This window comes from Streptomyces lydicus (assembly GCF_004125265.1).
Classification (GTDB): Bacteria; Actinomycetota; Actinomycetes; order Streptomycetales; family Streptomycetaceae; genus Streptomyces; species Streptomyces lydicus_C.
Genome location: NZ_RDTE01000003.1, coordinates 7,929,963 through 7,948,004 on the forward strand (window position 1 = coordinate 7,929,963; position 18,042 = coordinate 7,948,004).

The 18,042-nt window shown below is 71.6% G+C and carries 15 protein-coding genes; 10 read left to right on the plus strand and 5 right to left on the minus strand.

Annotated elements, in window-relative coordinates:
• The first annotated feature begins 44 nt into the window (after nt 1–44).
• From D9V36_RS37480 to D9V36_RS37520, 9 genes are all read left to right on the plus strand, one after another.
• Nucleotides 45–1,397, plus strand: coding sequence for an MFS transporter (locus tag D9V36_RS37480; RefSeq protein WP_241721191.1), 1,353 nt, complete (start codon nt 45–47; stop codon nt 1,395–1,397).
• On the plus strand, nt 1,394–3,241 hold the full coding sequence (locus D9V36_RS37485) for a S9 family peptidase (RefSeq protein WP_129297685.1): 1,848 nt from the start codon (nt 1,394–1,396) through the stop codon (nt 3,239–3,241). The genes D9V36_RS37480 and D9V36_RS37485 overlap by 4 nt, the downstream gene beginning before the upstream one ends.
• Nucleotides 3,242–3,507: 266 nt before the next feature.
• Nucleotides 3,508–5,436 (plus strand): RiPP maturation radical SAM C-methyltransferase, encoded by a 1,929-nt coding sequence (locus tag D9V36_RS37490; RefSeq protein WP_129297686.1) that lies wholly within the window; start codon nt 3,508–3,510, stop codon nt 5,434–5,436.
• Nucleotides 5,437–5,514: 78 nt separating this feature from the next.
• Nucleotides 5,515–6,201, plus strand: a complete 687-nt coding sequence (locus tag D9V36_RS37495) for a DUF5825 family protein (RefSeq protein WP_129297687.1) — start codon at nt 5,515–5,517, stop codon at nt 6,199–6,201.
• Nucleotides 6,202–6,391: 190 nt separating this feature from the next.
• Nucleotides 6,392–7,513 (plus strand): NADH:flavin oxidoreductase, encoded by a 1,122-nt coding sequence (locus D9V36_RS37500; RefSeq protein ID WP_129297688.1) that lies wholly within the window; start codon nt 6,392–6,394, stop codon nt 7,511–7,513.
• A 199-nt stretch (nt 7,514–7,712) separates the two neighbouring features.
• A complete protein-coding gene (locus D9V36_RS37505; protein ID WP_129297689.1) occupies nt 7,713–8,087 on the plus strand; it encodes a DUF2267 domain-containing protein in 375 nt (124 codons plus the stop codon).
• A 338-nt stretch (nt 8,088–8,425) separates the two neighbouring features.
• Complete coding sequence (ctaD, locus tag D9V36_RS37510; RefSeq protein WP_431357729.1) at nt 8,426–10,159, plus strand: aa3-type cytochrome oxidase subunit I; 1,734 nt, start codon at nt 8,426–8,428, stop codon at nt 10,157–10,159.
• 12 nt (nt 10,160–10,171) lie between these two features.
• Nucleotides 10,172–10,540 (plus strand): hypothetical protein, encoded by a 369-nt coding sequence (locus D9V36_RS37515; protein ID WP_129297691.1) that lies wholly within the window; start codon nt 10,172–10,174, stop codon nt 10,538–10,540.
• 296 nt (nt 10,541–10,836) lie between these two features.
• Entirely contained in the window at nt 10,837–11,247 is a 411-nt protein-coding gene (locus tag D9V36_RS37520; RefSeq protein WP_129297692.1) for an Asp23/Gls24 family envelope stress response protein, read from the plus strand.
• Nucleotides 11,248–11,317: 70 nt separating this feature from the next.
• On the opposite strand, the gene D9V36_RS37525 is transcribed toward D9V36_RS37520, so the two are convergent.
• The 3 genes from D9V36_RS37525 to D9V36_RS37535 form a co-directional block, all read right to left on the minus strand.
• Nucleotides 11,318–12,625, minus strand: a complete 1,308-nt coding sequence (locus D9V36_RS37525) for an NAD(P)/FAD-dependent oxidoreductase (protein ID WP_129298960.1) — start codon at nt 12,623–12,625, stop codon at nt 11,318–11,320.
• 86 nt (nt 12,626–12,711) lie between these two features.
• A complete protein-coding gene (locus tag D9V36_RS37530) occupies nt 12,712–13,194 on the minus strand; it encodes a DUF5709 domain-containing protein (RefSeq protein ID WP_129297693.1) in 483 nt (160 codons plus the stop codon).
• A gap of 118 nt (nt 13,195–13,312) precedes the next feature.
• Nucleotides 13,313–13,729, minus strand: a complete 417-nt coding sequence (locus D9V36_RS37535; RefSeq protein WP_129297694.1) for a DUF2795 domain-containing protein — start codon at nt 13,727–13,729, stop codon at nt 13,313–13,315.
• Between the two features lie 327 nt (nt 13,730–14,056).
• On the opposite strand from D9V36_RS37535, the gene D9V36_RS37540 reads away from it, so the two are divergent.
• The gene (locus tag D9V36_RS37540) at nt 14,057–15,196 is read left to right on the plus strand and encodes a Vms1/Ankzf1 family peptidyl-tRNA hydrolase (protein WP_129297695.1); all 1,140 of its coding nucleotides are present in this window, start codon (nt 14,057–14,059) and stop codon (nt 15,194–15,196) included.
• A gap of 177 nt (nt 15,197–15,373) precedes the next feature.
• On the opposite strand, the gene D9V36_RS37545 is transcribed toward D9V36_RS37540, so the two are convergent.
• The gene (locus D9V36_RS37545; protein WP_129297696.1) at nt 15,374–16,816 is read right to left on the minus strand and encodes an MFS transporter; all 1,443 of its coding nucleotides are present in this window, start codon (nt 16,814–16,816) and stop codon (nt 15,374–15,376) included.
• Nucleotides 16,813–17,760, minus strand: a complete 948-nt coding sequence (locus tag D9V36_RS37550) for a nucleoside hydrolase (RefSeq protein WP_129297697.1) — start codon at nt 17,758–17,760, stop codon at nt 16,813–16,815. The genes D9V36_RS37545 and D9V36_RS37550 overlap by 4 nt, the downstream gene beginning before the upstream one ends.
• Between the last annotated feature and the right edge of the window lie 282 nt (nt 17,761–18,042).

Below are 18,042 nucleotides of genomic sequence, written 5' to 3' on the forward strand. Positions count from 1 at the left end.
ACCTATTGGTGTGGCAATCTTCACGATCTGCCCACGAACGTGAGGTGGCTTCGCATGGAACGGCGAGCAGCGACCCCGCGCGCGGACGACGCACCGCACGGCTTACCGGCCCCGGGCCGTCCGTGATGGCGCACTCCGCTCCGGCGCCGGCGTCCGCCGTCCCCCTGCCGCACGCCCGCCGCGACATCCGGCTGTTCTGGTGGGCGGGCACCTGTGACGCACTCGGCAGTCAGGTGTCCGGGTTCGTGCTCCCGTTGCTGCTGCTGCGGCTGGGCCGTTCCCCCGCCGAAGTCGGCGCCCTCGCCGGGCTGTTCGCGGTCGCCACGCTGGTCCTCGGCCCGCTCGCCGCCGTGCCCGCCGACCGCGGGGCCCGTAAGCGGGTGATGGTGGGCGCCGCGCTGGTGTCCGCCGCCGCGATGACCGGGGTCACCGCGGCGGTCGCCGCGGGCCGGGTCCCGCCGGCCGTTCTCCTGGCCGCCGTGCTCGTCGAGCGGTGCGCGACCGCCTGCTACGAGGCGGCGTCGCTGGGCACCGTGGCGCTGGTGTGTCCCCCCAAGGAGCACCGGCGGGTGCTGTCCCGATTACAGGCGGGGGAGCGCGGAGCCCTCATCGTCGGGCCCGCACTGGGCGGACTGCTCTTCGCCGCCGGCGCCTGGCTGCCGTTCCTCGTGGACGCCCTGTCGTACGTCGTCGCGGCGGTTGGCATCCGCGCCATGCGCTCCGGTCTGTCCCCGCGGCCGGAGCAGCCGTCGCCGGGCGGTACGTCGCGCCGGACCCGGCGGGCCCTGCTCGCCGAGGCCGGGGCAGGGGTGGCGCTGCTGCGCCGGGAGCCCGTCCTGCGGCTGGCGCTCGTGTGGATCTCGGCCGTCAACGCCCTGCTCGTCGCGCTGTATTACACGACGGTCTTCGCCCTCCAGGACCACGGCCGGGGCGCGGCTCCGCTGGGCCTGGTCCTCGCCCTCTCCGGGGCGGCCGGCCTGGCAGGTGCGCTGGCCGCACCGCGACTGGCCGGCCGGCACCCGGCGGCGACGGTGCTGGTGGCGGTGTCCTGGCTGATGGTGCCGCCCGCCGCGGCACTGGTGGTGGCCCGCGACGCCTGGCAGTTCGGACTGCTCCTCGGACTCCTCTGCTTCCTGACGCCGCCGGCCACCGTGGCGCTGCAGACCCGGATCCTTAGGATCACCCCGCCCGGACTGCAGGCCCGCACCGGCACCGTGCTGGCCACCGCGGCGGGCGCGGCGGCGGCCCTGGCCCCGGCCCTCGCCGGGCTGGCGGCCGGCCGCGCCGGGGCCACAGCCACCCTCCTGGGCTGTGCGGTGCTGCTGACCGTGCTCGCGCTGTACGCGACCCGCGGAGCACCGCGCCTCCTCCGCGGGACGAAGGAGGAGACCGTATGACCGCGACCGCGGCAGGCACCGCCGTACCCCCGCCCGGCACCGGATTCCGGGTCTACCGGCCGGCGCTCCCCGAGGTCTGCCCGCGCGACCCGGTACGGATGGCCCTGGCCGCGGACGCCGACGGCCGCTGCGAGATCTTCACCTGGAACGCCGCCACCGGCACCGCACGCCAGGTCACCGACAGCCCGGACGGCACGGTGCACTGCGCGCTCGACGCGGACGCCCGGGTGTGGTGGTTCACCGAGGACCGCAACGGCGCCGGGCTCTGGTACTTCCAGGACTTCGAGGGCGGAGTGCGGCACCCCGGTCTGACCGGACTGCGCCCGGGCCTCCCGTGCGGTCTCGCCCTCAGCGACGCCGGCACCGTGGCCCTCGGCCTCGGGGACGGCCGCTCGATGACCGTCCACCTCGGCACACCGGGCGGCCCGGCCCGGCCGGTGCGCACCGTGGACGGCCCCGCGCTGCTGACCGGCATCTCGCCGTCGGGCGGGCTGCTGGCGCTGTCGGGGGCGGCCGGATCCGACCGTGCGGTCACCCTCGTGACCTGTTCCGGGGCGGTCCTCGACCAGCTCTCCGGGCGGCGCGGACGGCGGTGGGCGCTCGGCTTCGCGCCGACCCCCTCCAGCACCGAACTCCTGCTGGTCCAGGAGGACAACGACGGCTACCACCTGGCCAGTTGGCGGCCCGGCGCCGGACTGCGGCCGCACACCTGGTGCCGCTTCGACACCGAGATCACCGCGCGCTGGTATCCCGAAGGGCGACGGGTCCTCATCCGCCACGACCGCCACGGCCGCTCCGCCCTCACCACCGCCGACCTCGACCGGCGCACCCTGACCCCGGTGCCCACCCCGCCCGGAACCCTGCTCGACGCCGTCCCGCACCCGGGCGATGACGTGCACTTCCTCTGGACCGATACGGCCACCCCGCCGCGGATGGGCTCCACCGCCGGCACCCGGCTGCCGGCGCTCCCCGCCCTGCCGGCCCCCGCCCCCGGCCGGCACCGTGACCTGTGGACCCCCGGCCCGGACGGTCCCGTGCACACCCTGCTCGGCGAACCGGAACCGACCCGCGGCGCGCGGCCCCCGCTGGTGTTCCTGATACACGGCGGACCCGCCGACCACGACCGCGACGCCTACGACCCGCAGGTGCACTCGCTGATCGCCTCCGGGTTCGCGGTCGCGCGGGTCAACTACCGCGGCTCCACCGGCTACGGACCCGCCTGGCGCGCCGCGTACGGCGAGGGGGTGGGGCTCACCCAGGTCGCCGACCTCGTCGCGGTCCGGGCCGACCTGCTCCGCCGCGGCCTGGCCCGGGAGGACGCGATCGGCCTGTGGGGCACCTCCTGGGGCGGCTATCTGACCCTGCTCGCGCTCGGCACCCGGCCGGACCTCTGGCAGGCGGGCGTCGCCGTCAAACCGGTCGCCGACTGCGCCGCGGCCCACCGCACCGGCACCCCCGCGCTGCGGGCCCTGGACGAGCGGCTGTTCGGCGGTACCCCCGAGGACGTGCCAGGGCGTTATGCGCGCAGCTCGCCCGTCCACTACGCGGCCGAGGTCCGCGCCCCGCTGCTGGTGATCGCCGCCACCCGCGACGCCAAATGCCCGCCCGGCCAGGTCCGGAGCTATCTGGCCGCCCTGCACCGGGCCGGTGTCGCGCACGAGTCCCGGTGGCTGGACACCGGCCACGACGGTTACACCGGCGCGCACCACGTGGCCGCCCTGCAGCACGCCATGGGCTTCCTCGGCACCCACCTGCGCCGCACCCCGCGGCCCACCGAACCCCCCGTCCCGCAGCGGACGGGGTCTTCGGGAGCACCGGCCCGTCCGGCGCCCCCGGAAATGTGAGAACCGTTCCCGCCCTACCGGCAGAACAGGAGACACAGCCATGCAGAAGGACATCATCCACAACGACCCGCTCGCGGGTGACGAGGAGAACCGCAAGCCGGGCATCGGCATCACGGTGACCGTCCCGTTCCGCAACGCCGAGGACACCGAGGAGGACTGACCCTCCCCGGCCGGCCCGGTACACCGCCGGGCCGGCCGGACCGCCGTACGTACCGGCCGGCCGCCGGCCACCTCCCCTCCCACCCCGCCGCCTACGAGGAGCCGACATGCGCGTCCTGCTGGTCAACATGCCCTGGTCACCGATCGACCTCCCGTCCCTCGCACTCGGAATCCTCCGACGCAGCGTCGACGAGCGCACCTCCGGTCACGCCGATGTCCTGCACGCCAACCTGGAGTTCACCGACTGGATCACCCGGCGCACCGAGTTCACCGCCGACGACTACCAGTTCTATGCGCTCTCCTCCTACTTCATGGGATGCGGCGACTGGGTGTTCTCCTCCGCCCTCTACGACGATCCCGAGTGGCGGGTGCCGGAGTTCCGCGCCTCGATGCGCGGCAAGCTGCGGGAGCAGCGGCTGCGGATGTCCCAGGAACTGCACCGGGTGGTACCGGAGTTCGTCCAGGAGACCGCCGAACGGATCGTCGCGGCCGGCCCCGACGTCGTCGGCTTCACCTCCACCTTCCAGCAGAACACCGCCGCGCTCGCCGCCGCCAAGCACGTCAAACGCCTCGCCCCGCACATCAAAACCGTCATGGGCGGCGCCAACTGCGACGCCGAACAGGGCGCGGCAGGCCACCGCAACTTCCCCTTCCTGGACTTCGTGGTCCGCGGCGAGGGCGAAGCCGTCTTCCCCCAGCTGCTCACCGCGCTCGACGAGGGCGGCGACCTGTCCGCCGTCCCCGGACTGTGCCACCGCGGCCCCGACGGCACCAGCACCGCCAACCCGATGAGCACCAGCCCGCTGCCTCCCGCCACCATCCTGCCGCCCGACTACAGCGGCTACTTCGAGCGGCTGGCGTCCTCCGTGGCCCGCAACTGGGTGGAACCCAAACTCGTCGTCGAGGGCGCCCGCGGCTGCTGGTGGGGCGAGAAGCACCACTGCACCTTCTGCGGCCTCAACGGCTCCTTCATGCAGTTCCGCAGCAAGAGCCCGGAGACCTTCTACGAGGAGATCATGGACCTGGCGCGCCGCCACCGTGTGCTGGACATGTACGTCGTCGACAACATCCTCGACATGGGCTACCTCAACACCGTCCTGCCCCGCATCATCGACAGCGGCTACGACCTGCGCCTGCACATCGAAATCAAGGCCAATATGCGCCGGACCCAGCTGCGCACCCTCGCCGACGCCGGGATGATCTACGTCCAGCCGGGCATCGAAAGCCTCAACAGCCGGGTGCTCGACCTGATGGACAAGGGCGTGAGCGGCTGCCAGAACGTCCGGATGCTCCGCGACGGAGCCGAGACCGGGCTCTCCGTCTCCTGGAACTACCTCCACGGCTTCCCCGGCGAGAGTGCCGCCGACTACGACCCGGTCATCGCGCAACTGCCCGCACTGGAACACCTCGACCCGCCGGTCGACCTCTCCGCGCGCATCGCCATCGAACGCTTCAGCCCGTACTTCAACCGGCCCGAACTCGGCTTCACCGGCCTGCGGCCCGAGGAGCACTACCGCTTCACCTACGACCTGCCCGAGTCCGAACTGTACGACCTGGCCTATGTCTTCGAGGCACCCGAACGCGGCATCGGGGAACCGACCGTCACCGCCCTCAACGACGCCCTGGGCGCCTGGCGCAAACACCACGTGGACAGCAGGCTCACGCACACCGACCTCGGTGACCGCATCGTGCTGGTCAGCCGCAGACGCGCCTTCGACTGGGGAACCATGGAGCTGACCGATCCCACGGAGATCGCGGCCTTCAAGCTGCTCGACCAGCCGCACGCCCCCGCCGCGCTGACCCGCAAGCTCGCCGCACGGCTGCCCGGACAGCGGCTCGACGCGGCCGCCGTGCACACCCTCCTCCAGCGCTGGGTGACGCTCGGCCTGGTCTTCACCGACGGCGGCCAGTACGTCCACCTGGCACCGGCGGCCGTCAACGAGGACCTGCTGCGGCTCGACTTCATGCGCCACCGCCACGCCGCACCCGTCCACCACGAGACGCCGCAGACACCCCGGGACGTCGTCCATGCCTAGGGGAGACACCTTCCGGGGTCGGTCTTCAGCGCCCCGCCGTCGTCCGGCCCACGTCGTCCGGCCCACGAGGAGACATCCATGACCCGCACCACCACCCCCGCCCCCCGGGCACTGACGCTCGCCGCCTGGCGGGACTACGACGAGGACGCCTGCACCCTGCCCGGTATGAGCCTGGGCGAACTCGACCTGGCCGGACCGCCGGAGAAGCACGCCGCCCGGCTGTGGGAGCTGGGGGTACGGCGGGTGCGGCTCGCCGAGGAGATCGACCTGACCGCCGTCGACGACCCGGGTGCGGCCCCCGACGCCGCCGCGCACGCGGTCCGGCAGCTGTGTCTGGTCCGTGATCTGACGGCACGCGCCGTGCTCGTCCAGTGGCAGCTGCGCCTGCCGGACGGGCCCGCCGACGGCTGGCGCGAGCTCTGTCACCTTCAGCCGCCCCGGACCCTCAGCGGCCCCGCCGACGAGGCGGCCGCGCTCTCCCGGTGGCGCGACGAGCACTACCTCTGCAAATGCGTGTGGCGCCAGGGCCCCGGCTTCGTCCAGATCCGCGACCGCCGATGGGGCCACCTGCGCCGCTTCACCACGGACGAGCCCGCGTACCGGGAGGCGATCGGCCAACTGTCCTACGGCGCACCGCCGGCGGCCGTCCCCGAGGTGATCGCCGCCGACTTCCTGGAGGAGCGCCTGGTCGCCCGCACCGGGCCGCTGCTGTGGTGGCTGCCGTACCGGGTGAACCGGTGGATCCAGGAGGCGATGGCCATCTGAGGACTCCGGCGCGGCCGGCCCCCGGCCGGAGCGGGCGAGCACTGTCGGCCACTGTGGGCACCAGCGGGCGAGCACTGTGGCGCAGACAACAGCCGAAAGCGGATGAAGCCTCCGTTCTCGGGTGTTGCGCAGAGCGGAGCGTCCACCCGCGGCGCTCCGCGACCGCTTTCCCCGTCCTAGGAGCCCACACGTGCATTCCAGCGATTCCGCCGCCCGCGCGGCCCAGGTGCTCTCCCGCCCCTTCACCCTGGGCAGTCTCACCGTGCCGAACCGGATAGCCATGGCACCGATGACCCGCGAGTTCTCGCCCGGCGGTGTCCCGGGCGCCGACGTCGCGGACTACTACGCGCGCCGGGCCGCCGGCGGGACCGGGCTGATCATCACCGAGGGCACCTACGTCGATCACCCGGCCGCCGGGACCAGCGGGGCCGTGCCGCGCTTCCACGGCGAGGACGCCCTCGCCGGCTGGGAGCGCGTCGTCCGGGCGGTGCATGCGGCGGGCGGGACGATCATGCCGCAGCTGTGGCACGTCGGCATGGCCCGCGCGGCAGGCGCGCCGCCGTTCCCGGACGCCCCGCCCTCCGGCCCGTCCGGCATCGCCCTCGACGGCACCCCGTCCGGTCATGCCATGAACCGGCAGGACCTCGACGACGTCATCGCGGCGTTCGCCGACGCGGCCGCAGCGGCCGAACGCCTCGGCTTCGACGGGGTCGAGCTGCACGGTGCGCACGGCTACCTGATCGACCAGTTCCTGTGGTCGGCCACCAACCACCGCACCGACGCGTACGGCGGCAGCCTCCGTGCCCGTACCCGCTTCGCGGCCGAGATCGTGGCGGCCTGCCGGGCGGCGGTGTCTTTGGACTTCCCGGTCCTCCTCCGGATGTCTCAGTGGAAGATGGGCAACTACCAGGCACGTCTCGCCGAGACACCGGACGAGCTCCAGGCGGTCGTCGGGCCGCTCAGCGACGCCGGGGTCAGCGCCTTCCACTGCTCGACGCGCCGCTACTGGCTGCCGGAGTACGAGGACTCGGACCTCAACCTCGCCGGATGGGTCAAGAAGCTCACCGGCAAGCCGACGGTCAGCGTCGGCTCCGTCGGTCTCGACAACGAGTTCATCGGGACGTTCCGGGCCGAACAGGCGGGCGTCACCGGTATCGACCGGCTGCTGGACCGGATGGAGCGCGACGAGTTCGACCTGGTGGCCGTCGGACGGGCCCTGCTCGGTGACCCCGAGTGGGCGGCCAAGGTCTTCGAAGGCCGTACCGGCGAACTCCAGCCCTTCGAGGCGTCGATGCTGCGCACGCTGAGCTGACCCGGCGCGGTGCGCGGGGCGGCGCCCACCTGGCACTCCGGGCGACGGAGCGGTCACCGCAGGTGTCCCGTGCCGGTGGGTGATCCGCCGCCCGTGAGGGGTGGGCTTGCGGTGCCTCGCACGGGGGATGCGGGCGTGGCAAGGTGGTGGGTGAGGATGCCTCCCTCGCCCACCCCTCGATTCCGATGTGGAGGCTCGCATGGACGACAAGGAGTTCTTCCAGCTGGTGGCCGTTCGGTCGGGACTCTCGCGGCAGGAAGCGGCCGATCTCACCCGTGCCACTCTCGAGACGCTGGGCGTTCGGCTCAGCGACGGCGAGGTCCGCGACCTGGCCCTCGAACTTCCCGAGTCCCTGCGTGTCTCGCTCCAGCGGGGGAGCGGCGAGACGGAGACCTTCGGGCCGGACGAGTCGATCCGCAGGGTGCGTGAGCGCACCGGCCTGACCCGGCCGGAAGCCGGCCGCGGTCTGCGCGCGGTGCTCGGCACGCTGCACGAGGCCATCTCGCAGAAGGAGTTCGACCACGCCATGTCGCAACTCGGCAAGAAGTACGTGCAGTTGGTGGAGACCGGCTGACAGGCGGCCGGCACGCACCGGTCGGCGGTGGGCCCGCCCGGTCTCGGACGGTGAACGGGCTTGACGGTGACATGACCGCGGGCCCGACCCTCGGGACGGGCCCTGGGCCGCCGGGACGGTCCGCTTCTCCGAGTGCGGCCCCGGCCACCGCGACACCGCTCACCACCCGCCCGCACAGGAGTGGACGCACCGCGCCGACGCCCGCGGCCCCGCACCGCCCCCTTGATGTGCTTGATGTGACTGATGGTCTGTGGCGGCGAGCCTCTTTGGCCTCTTCCGAGGGGTCTGTACCGTCAGCCCGGCAGGGGGGCGACCGCGGGCGATGAGGAGTGCGGACCGTGACAGCCGTTCAGCAGACGGAAGCCCTGCAACCGGTCAGGCGGCGGCGGAATGCCGGACGCGTGGTGGTGGACTGGCTGACGACCACCGACCACAAGACGATCGGCACGCTCTACCTGGGCACGTCGTTCGGGTTCTTCATGGTCGGCGGGGTTCTGGCGCTCGCCATCCGGGCTGAGCTCGCCCGCCCGGGGCTGCAGATCCTCTCGAACGAGCAGTTCAACCAGGCCTTCACGATGCACGGCACGGTCATGCTGCTGATGTTCGCGACTCCGCTGTTCGCCGGATTCGCGAACTGGATCATGCCGCTGCAGATCGGTGCGCCCGATGTGGCCTTCCCGCGGCTCAATATGTTCGCCTACTGGCTCTACCTGTTCGGCTCCCTGATCGCCGTGAGCGCCTTCATCGCACCGGACGGGGCCGCCGATTTCGGCTGGACCGCCTACACCCCGCTGTCCGGCCCCCTCCACACCCCCGGAACCGGCGGCGACCTGTGGGTGATGGGCCTGGCCTTCTCCGGTTTCGGCACCATCCTGGGGTCGGTCAACTTCATCACGACGATCATCTGTATGCGCGCGCCGGGCATGACGATGTTCCGGATGCCGATCTTCACCTGGAACATCCTGCTGACGGCCGTGCTGGTGCTGCTCGCCTTTCCCGTGCTGGCCGCCGCGCTGCTGGTGCTGGAGGCGGACCGGAAATTCGGTGCGCACGTCTTCGACGCCGCGAACGGGGGCTCCTTGTTGTGGCAGCACCTCTTCTGGTTCTTCGGCCACCCCGAGGTGTACATCATCGCGTTGCCGTTCTTCGGCATCGTCACCGAGATCTTCCCCGTCTTCAGCCGTAAGCCCATCTTCGGATACATCGGACTGATCGCGGCGACGATCACGATCGCGGGGCTGTCGGTCACGGTCTGGGCGCACCACATGTTCGTGACCGGCGCGGTACTTCTGCCGTTCTTCTCCTTCATGTCCTTCCTCATCGCGGTCCCGACCGGGGTGAAGTTCTTCAACTGGGTCGGCACGATGTGGCACGGCTCGCTGTCCTTCGAGACCCCCATGCTCTGGTCGATCGGATTCCTGGTGACCTTTCTCTTCGGCGGCCTGACCGGCGTTCTGCTGGCCTCACCGCCGATGGACTTCCATGTCTCCGACTCGTACTTCGTCGTCGCCCACTTCCACTACACCGTGTTCGGCACCGTGGTCTTCGCGATGTTCGCCGGGTTCTACTTCTGGTGGCCCAAGTTCACCGGCAGAATGCTCGACGAACGGCTCGGCAAAATCCATTTCTGGACCCTGTTCATCGGTTTCCATCTCACCTTTCTCATCCAGCACTGGCTGGGTGTCGAAGGTATGCCGCGCCGTTACGCGGACTACCTGGCGTCCGATGGCTTCACCACGCTGAACACGATCTCCAGCATCGGTGCGTTCCTGCTGGGTCTCTCGGTGCTGCCGTTCCTCTACAACGTCTGGAAAACGGCCAAATACGCCCCGAAGCAAGCGGCCGACGACCCGTGGGGTTTCGGCCGCTCCCTGGAGTGGGCCACCTCGTGCCCGCCGCCGCGGCACAACTTCACCACGCTGCCGCGGATCCGCTCCGAGTCCCCGGCCTTCGACCTGCACCACCCCGACGTCGCCGCCCTGGAGGACGCCAGGAAGGGCGGGCGGCGCGACGTGGCCGCACCGGTGGTGCCAGGCCGCACCGACCGCCCTTCGGGGGACGAACCGCGCTGAGCGGAGCACGCCATGACCGACCGCCGCACGCCGGACAGCCGCACGCCGGACAGCCGTACCGTCCGGGCGGGTATCGCCGACATCGAGGGGTACCTGCTGTGGCAGGCGGAGACCGACCGCGCCCGCGCCGACGCCGAAGCCTTCGTCGACGCCCTCGACTGGCCGACCGCGGCCCAACGGCAGGAGCTGGTACGCCTCTTGGCCCGGCGGCAGCTCGAACTCTCGCAGCGCGCCGTCACCCGCGTCGCCGGCCGGGCGCTCCAGCTCCGCCGGGAGTACCAGCAGCGCTATGACTGTCTCAAACGCCGGGTCCTGGCAGCCGTGCTGGCGCTGCTGGTGGCCCTGGTGCTGCTGAATGTCCTGTTGCTGGCGGCCTGCTGAGCGGCGCCGTGACCCGGTGGGGGAGTGGCCGGGAAGCCGACCCGGCCGGTGCTGCTTCCTCTCGCACGAGGTGGGAACGCTCGTCGGACGCGCCGTGATCCGCGGTGAGCGGAGGACGGCTCGGCGATCCGGACAAAATTCCTTGCCGGACCGGCAAAGAGCCGGGCGGTGCCGGGGTGCCGGTGCCTGCCCCGCAGCCGTCCCGCCCCGCTTCGGGAGGCAGCGTCACCCGTACGGCCATAGCGTGAAGAGAGGGTCCGAAGACTTCCCTCGATGGAGCGAAGAGGTGAGGCGCGATGACCGAGTCCGCAGAGCGCGGGGCGCGGAACACCGGGAACCTGGGGCGGACGACCATCGCCGACGGTGTGGTCGCCAAAATCGCCTATCTGGCAGCCGCTGAATCCGACGGGGTTCACGCCCTCGGCAGCGGATTTTCGAGATCGGTGGGAGCCCTGCGCAAACGCGTACCCGGCGGAGGCACGACCACCGTGCACGGCGTCAAGGTCGAGGTCGGCGAGAAACAGGCCGCGGTCGACCTGGACCTCGTCGTCGATTACGGCGAGGTCATCCCTGAAGTGGGCAGAGCCGTGCGCCGGAACGTGATTTCCGCGGTCGAGGTGATGACCGGTCTCCAGGTCGTGGAGGTCAATATCGCGGTGAGCGATGTGTGGCTCCCCGAAGACGAGGAAGAGGAAAGGGTGCAGTAGGGAGAGCCCGGCAAGGGGCATCCGTGAAAGCCCCACCCCTTGAATCCCCCTTCGGAAGCACTCCCTTTCCCTACGTCGTGGCGGACTCGGCTCCCGGCAGGCGCGGCAGTTCGGGGGCCTCCGTGTCCAGCGGCACCGACCAGGAGTTGAGCAGCCCCAGCTGAACGCCGGAGCGCGGCAACACGGCGTCCAGGAGCCAGTCGGCGGCCACCCTGACCCGGTTGCCCGGCATCGCCATCAGGTGATAGCCGCGGGTGACGGCCGCGGCGAACGGGCCGGAGATCGCAAGACCCAGCGGATTCGCCGCGGCCTGCACACCACCCAGGTCGACCATGAACCCCAGGTCATGGTGCTGATACGCGCGTGGTGACCCCTGGCCGCAGGACGCCGCGACATTGTGCGCCGCGACCCTGCCCTGCCGCTGGGCGTGCTGAGCGGTCATCGGCGTCACCTCGCCGGGGCGCGTCAGGTCCGGCACGGCCGCCGCGTCACCGCACGCGAACACCTCCGGCCGGCCGGGCACGCCCAGGAACTCGTCCACGCACAGGCGCCCCTTGTCGGTGGGCAGCCCCAACGAGTCGACCAGCGGATCGGGCCGTACGCCCACACACCAGATCAGGGAACGGCTGTGGACGAACTCGCCGTCGTCGAGCAGCACCCCCTCGGCGGTGGCCTCCTTCACGGAGGTGCGGGTACGGACCTCGACGCCACGGGAGCGCAGGACCCGGTCGGCGGTGCGCGACAGCCGTTCGTCGAGTCCGGGCAGCAGCCGGCCGGCGACGTCCAGCAGCAGCCAGCGGGGGCGCGGACCGCCCTGCAGTCCCGTGTTCTGCCGGGCCAGGCCGGCGCTGAACAGCACGCCGTGGGCGGCGACTTCGGTGCCGGTGTATCCGGCACCCACCACCACGAAGGTGGTCCTGGCGGACCGCTCTGCCCCGTCCTCGGACGCACCGGCCAGTTCGATCTGGCGGGTGATGTGGTCGCGCAGGTACAGCGCTTCGGGCATACCGCGGAAGCCGTGGGCATGCTCGGCGACGCCGGGGACGGGCAGCAGCTTGTTGACGCTGCCGACCGTCAGGACCAGGCGGTCGTAGGACAGCGCGCCCTGCTCGCCCTCGGGGCCGGTGTAGCGCACCTCGCGGGCATCGAGGTCCACGTCGTGGGCCTGTCCGAGGACGAGCCGGGTGCCCGGCAGGTTCCCGGTGAGCGATACCGCGATCCGGCGGGGTTCGAGGATTCCGGCCGCCACTTCCGGCAGCAGCGGAACGTACAGAAAGTAGTCATGGGGGTTGAGGAGCACGATCTCGGCGGCTCCCCCGGCCGTCCGGGAGAGCGTACGGGCGCATGCGAACCCGGCGAAGCCGGTTCCGACGATCACGATCCGAGGACGACGTCGCTTCACGTGGACTCCTGCGGTCGAGGGTGGTGCACCGTTGGCGCCGGGCAGGCAATCCCCGCGGACAATCAGCCGCTCTCCCGCTCCCCGTCCCCCGCATTGTCCCGCGCGATATGCACCGCCGCCTCCTCCGCCGACGCGGCACCGCCGTCGATCCCGACGTCCCGGGCGGCGATGTCATTGCTGCCCCCGCGCCAGAATCCCTCGTCGGAGCCCACGAGCCGGCCGGCCCGTTCCTCGCCGCATTCGAGGTCCGTGGGTTCCCCCACCCCGCCCGGCAGATCGCCGATGCCGTCGCCGTCGGGCGCGCAGACGTCCGGTACCTCCACGGCCAGCCGGTGGTCGAGCGTCTCGCGGTCGTGCAGCTCCCGCGCGGTGGTCCCCTCGTGGTTCACCACGAAGGGCCGCTCCGGAGGCGAATAGCCCGAGTCCAGGGTCTCGTCGAGACCCGGCTCGTCCAGGGCGTCCTCCATGTCGAGGTCGTTGGGGTTGTCCTGGGGGTCGGACCTGGGCGGCTGATAGACCTCGTCGCCCATTGCGTCGTCGGACATAACCGCCCTCCTTCTCCGCCTTCGCCGGCCCGGCCGCGGGGTGCGGCAGGTGCGTGTACAACCGATTGTCCGCCTCCTGGCGTCCGGCGGCAGCGCCAGGAGGCACGCCCCGTCCGCCTCAGGCGCGTCGGTGTTCCGTAGCGATGCCGACGGCCTCGGCGATGCTCTGCACATTGCCGAACCGCTCGTGTGCGGGCAGCCGCTCGGCCATCGCGATCAGCCGGTCCGGAGCGTTGTTCCGCCGCAGGGTCTCGATGATCGCGTACTTGTCGGCCGGATACAGGCTCCGCCCGAGGTGCTGGGCGAGTTCGGAACGCAGCCCGACATCCCGCTCGCTCATCCCGCTCGGCGTGCCGCCCCTGAAGTCGCTCTCGGGTGACCATGCCGCCACCGGCTGGTCCTCTCCCGCCGGCTGGAGTTCGTGCTCCTCATCGGTCCGCAGGGAGCGTTCCGCCGTCAATTGCCCCCGCAGTTGCTTCTTCATCACGTCATCCCGGGCGGGGCCGGTCTTGTCCGTGCCGTGTTCCATGACCATGGGTGCCTCCGGCTCTGCGAGTCGTACAGACCCGACGCGTTACTCCCAGTTTCCCTGGTCCCCCGGCCGTAACAACCCGAAGGCGTCCTTCACCACCCGGTACCACCGGGCGGGGGCCTTTTCCCCCGCGCACACGGAAATCATCCGGGCATACGCGCAACGTGACGGCAGACGCATATGCCCGCCATGCATATGGCTTTCGGGAACGGGAATTCGTAAGGCACACCAGCCCCATAACGGCATACCGATGACACCGGCCGCACACCGATGACAGCCCACCACCACGGGTGAATCCGCGGAATCCGAGGAAGCCAAGGAGGCAGCGCCATGCGACTCTCGCTCCTGAAACCGGTCATCAACCGGCCGGGCCCCTGGGCATCCGTCTATGCCACCGTCCCGCTCAGTACCGAGGACGCCGCAAAGCAGCAAGAGTTGACGGCGAGCGCCACCACCGCGCAGCTGTTCGCGCTCGGCGCGGACGAGGCCACCTGCGGTGCCGTGCACGAGGCCCTGCTCATGCCGCAGGAAGGCAGTCGCGGGGCGCACGCCGGACGGGTGCTGTTCGCCGCCCACGGTGAGATCGTGCTCGACACACCGCTCCCCGGGCCCCCGGCCACCCCCTTTGCGGCCTGGGGCCCGGTCCCCAGGGTCACCCCCTGGCTGGCGGCCATCGGCGACGACCCCGTCTGCCTGGTGGTCCGTCTCGACCGGACCGGGGCGGACTTCGCCCTCGTCGGCGAACGGGGCGCCGCGCACACCGGTCGGCACAGCCGCGCCGCATCGCCCCTGCCCCCTACCGCCGCCGGCGACCCGTCCGAACGCCACTTCCGGACCAAGAAGGAGAACACCGGGGAAGACAGCGCCGGGGAGATCGCCGACGCGGTGCGCGAGGCCTTCGAGAAGAGCGGCGCCGAGGCCGTCGTCCTGGTCGGCGAGGCGCGCGAACGCCACCTGGTGCACGAGAAGCTGCCCGAACCGCTGCGTGCCCTCACCTACGAGAGTTCCCACGGCGGCCGTGCGCCCGGTGCCGAGAGCGCCCTGGTGGACCGGGACATCGCCCAGGTCAGAGCGGTACAGGAGCGCGAACACATCGCGCAGGTGGCGGACCGCTTCCGCACCGGCGCCGGCCCCGGGAACGAGAGCGCCCCGCACGCCGCGGCCGGTATCCCCGCCCTGATCGAGGCGGCGCGGGAACACCGGATCGACACCCTGCTGGTCAGCCCGCACGGCGCGGACATCGCCCGGCAGGTCTGGGTGGGCTCCGACGCCGACCAACTCGCCGTACGCGGAACGGAGTTGTCGTACCTGGGAGAGGAACATCCCGCGGTCGCCCGGGCGGACGACGCCCTGGTCCGGTCGGCGGCCGCGACCGGAGCCGACATCGTGGTGGTCCGGGACCCCGACCGGGCACCGACCGGCGGGCTCGGCGCCATCCTGCGGGGGACGGCACAAGCGGGGCCGGAGTGATCCGAGCGCCGGGCGGCCCCTCTCGGTACGCCGTACCGGGGACGGCCGGCATCACCTCTCCGCGCGCCGAACCCCGGAAGCGGAACCCGGGACGCCGTACTCGGAACCCCGGCACCACACCGCCCGCCGACCGGAGTCCGGCGGCGGGCGGCGCGTGAGCGGTGGCAGGCGGGTGCCTCAGTCCTGGGCTTCGGCGGCCACCGGCTTCGGGATCAGGAAGGACGTCGCAATGGCCGCGGCGAGGATGACCACGCCCGCGATCATGCCCGCGGTGTAGCCGCCGGGGGACGACGGGTCCGCCGGGGTGGCCGCGGTCTTGACCGCGTAGAGGAGCGCAAAGCTGAGCCCCGCCCCGAGGTTGAACGCGCCCGCGTTGAGGCCCGGCAGGAAGCCCGGGTTCTCGGCGGGGGAGAGGACGATCCCCAGCCCGTTGAGGACGATGTTCGCCACGCCCGCGTAGGCGATGCCCACCAGGACGGACGTCACCAGCAGCAGGACCTGCGAATGGCTGTGCATGGTGAGCAGCATCAGCACGACCGTCGCCACCGACCCGATCAGCCCGCACCGCAGGATGCGGCCGTAGCCGAAGGTGGCGGCGAGGCGGCCGGCCAGCGGGCCCATGGCCAGTCCGGCGAGCGCGTACGGCGACAGCGTCCACCACGCGGAGGCCTCGGCGCTCATCCCGAGCCCGGCCTGGGTGTCCTGGGCGAAGGCCGGGATCAGCCCGTTCATCACGGCGAACACACCGGTCATGGTGAGCACGGTGGTCAGCAGGGTCGCCCAGGTCGCGCGCTGCTTGAGGTGCCGGGTGGCGACCAGCGGGTGCCCGCTGCGGTTCTCGGTCCGCCAGAACAGTGCGAAGGCGGCCGCGGACAGCACGAGAAGGACGGCGATCAGCGGCCAGTCGGCGGCGGCCAGCTTGCCCGCCTCGTTGAGCGCGATCAGCAGCGAGCCCACGGAGACGACGAGCAGTGCCACCCCGGGCCAGTCCATACGGGTCGCCGCCGGCGCCTTCGACTCGGGCGTCAGGGTCGCGACCAGCACGGTGGCCAGGGCCGCGACGGCCGCCATCGCCCAGAAGACCGACCCGAAGCCGTGCCGGTCGGCGAGGTAGCCGCCCGCGAGGGAGTCGACACCGGCGATACCGCCGTTGACGGCGGTGATCACGCCGAGCAGGGTGCCGTACCGCTTCGGCTCCTTCACCTCGACCCGCAGCATGATCAGGCACAACGGGACGACCGGACCACTGACACCCTGGATGACACGCCCGGCGAACAGCATCGGCACGCTGGTCGCCAGCGCGGCGACCACACATCCGGCGACCATCAGGCCGAGCATGCCGGCCAGCACCCGGCGCCGGCCGATGACATCGCCCAGCCGCGGGAGGAACAGGGAGAACAGCGCCGCCGAGGTGAAGAACGCGGTCTGGGTGAGGCCGATCTCGGCGGACGTGGCGCCGAGGGAGTCCTCGATGTTCTTCAGCGCGGGGCTGAGCATGCTGGCGTTGAGCTGGAAGGCGAAGCAGGCCGCGAGCAGCGCCGCGACCAGGACACCTATCCGGACGCCGGACCCGCCGCCGTCCGTCGCCTCGACGGGGCGTCGGGAGGTGGAAACGTTCATGCCGGGACGTCACCGATCCGCTCGAGCGCGTCCACGACGAGGTTCCAGAACCGCTCGTGGTCGAGCTTCACCGCGACCTGGGTGGTGCAGTCCTCCGGGGCGGGCGCACGGAAGTCCGTCACGGTCATCCCGACCGTCAGCGCGCCGCGCAGCTCGATGTCCACCGGCGCCTTGCGTACGGTCATCACGTCCGGGTCGATGACATAGGCGACCGCGCACGGGTCGTGCACCGGCGGGTGGTCGAAGCCCTGGTTCTCGCGGTAGGCCTCGCGGAAGAAGTCCAGCAGCTCCAGGACGAAGCGGGCAGGCGCCGTGCCGACGGCGGCGATCTTCTCCTCGACGGCCGGGGTGGCCAGCGCCTGATGCGTCAGATCGAGGCCGACCATGGTCACCGGCCAGCGCTCGTTGAAGACGATGTGCGCGGCCTCGGGGTCGATGGCGATGTTGAACTCGGCGACCGCGCTCCAGTTGCCCTCGTGGTAGCCGCCGCCCATCAGGACGACCTCGCGGACCCGCTCGGCGATCCGCGGCTCCTTGCGTACGGCCAGGGCGATGTTCGTCAGGCCCGCGGTCGGGACGATGGTGATCTCGCCGGGCTCGTGGGACATCACCGTGTCGATGATCAGGTCCACCGCATGCCGGCGGTCCAGCTCGAAGCCCGGCTCGGGCAGGTCCGGCCCGTCGAGACCGGTCTCGCCGTGGATGTCCGCCGCCGTCTCGATGGCCCGCACCAGCGGGCGCGGGCAGCCGGCGGCAAAGGGCACGCCCGTGATCCCGGCGATGCGTGCCACGGACAGGGCGTTGCGGGTCACCTTCTCCAGCGTCTGGTTCCCCACCACGGTCGTCACGGCGACCAGCTCGACGTCGGGATTGCCATGTGCCAGGAGCATGGCGATCGCATCGTCATGCCCCGGGTCGCAGTCGAGGATGATCTTTCTGGCCAACGGAGGAGCCCCTTTGCTCTGCTGCTCGGAAAAACGGTGATGAAGGTGTGGTGTCTGCGGGCCGGTATGGGCTCCGGCGCACAGCGCGCCCGGCGGTCACCCATGGTGAGCCCGGGCGTGGAGTCAGCCGACGAGCGAGCAGCATGGAAAACGTTCTCCGGAAACTTGACCCATGGGCCCGCGGGTTGTCAATGGTTCAATCTCTGGCCATCCGGACGTTATCGGGACGAAGAGCGGGCGCGACGGCCGGGGGGCCGCCTGTGACGGGACAACGTTTGCCGG

Bases quoted from the DNA above. Each gene is read 5' to 3' on its own strand.
- D9V36_RS37485 (WP_129297685.1), top strand. From the start codon at position 1,394: ATGACCGCGACCGCGGCAGGCACCGCCGTACCCCCGCCCGGCACCGGA.
- D9V36_RS37490 (WP_129297686.1), top strand. From the start codon at position 3,508: ATGCGCGTCCTGCTGGTCAACATGCCCTGGTCACCGATCGACCTCCCG.
- D9V36_RS37495 (WP_129297687.1), top strand. From the start codon at position 5,515: ATGACCCGCACCACCACCCCCGCCCCCCGGGCACTGACGCTCGCCGCC.
- D9V36_RS37505 (WP_129297689.1), top strand. From the start codon at position 7,713: ATGGACGACAAGGAGTTCTTCCAGCTGGTGGCCGTTCGGTCGGGACTC.
- D9V36_RS37515 (WP_129297691.1), top strand. From the start codon at position 10,172: ATGACCGACCGCCGCACGCCGGACAGCCGCACGCCGGACAGCCGTACC.
- D9V36_RS37520 (WP_129297692.1), top strand. From the start codon at position 10,837: ATGACCGAGTCCGCAGAGCGCGGGGCGCGGAACACCGGGAACCTGGGG.
- D9V36_RS37530 (WP_129297693.1), bottom strand. From the start codon at position 13,194: ATGTCCGACGACGCAATGGGCGACGAGGTCTATCAGCCGCCCAGGTCC.
- D9V36_RS37535 (WP_129297694.1), bottom strand. From the start codon at position 13,729: ATGGTCATGGAACACGGCACGGACAAGACCGGCCCCGCCCGGGATGAC.
- D9V36_RS37540 (WP_129297695.1), top strand. From the start codon at position 14,057: ATGCGACTCTCGCTCCTGAAACCGGTCATCAACCGGCCGGGCCCCTGG.
- D9V36_RS37545 (WP_129297696.1), bottom strand. From the start codon at position 16,816: ATGAACGTTTCCACCTCCCGACGCCCCGTCGAGGCGACGGACGGCGGC.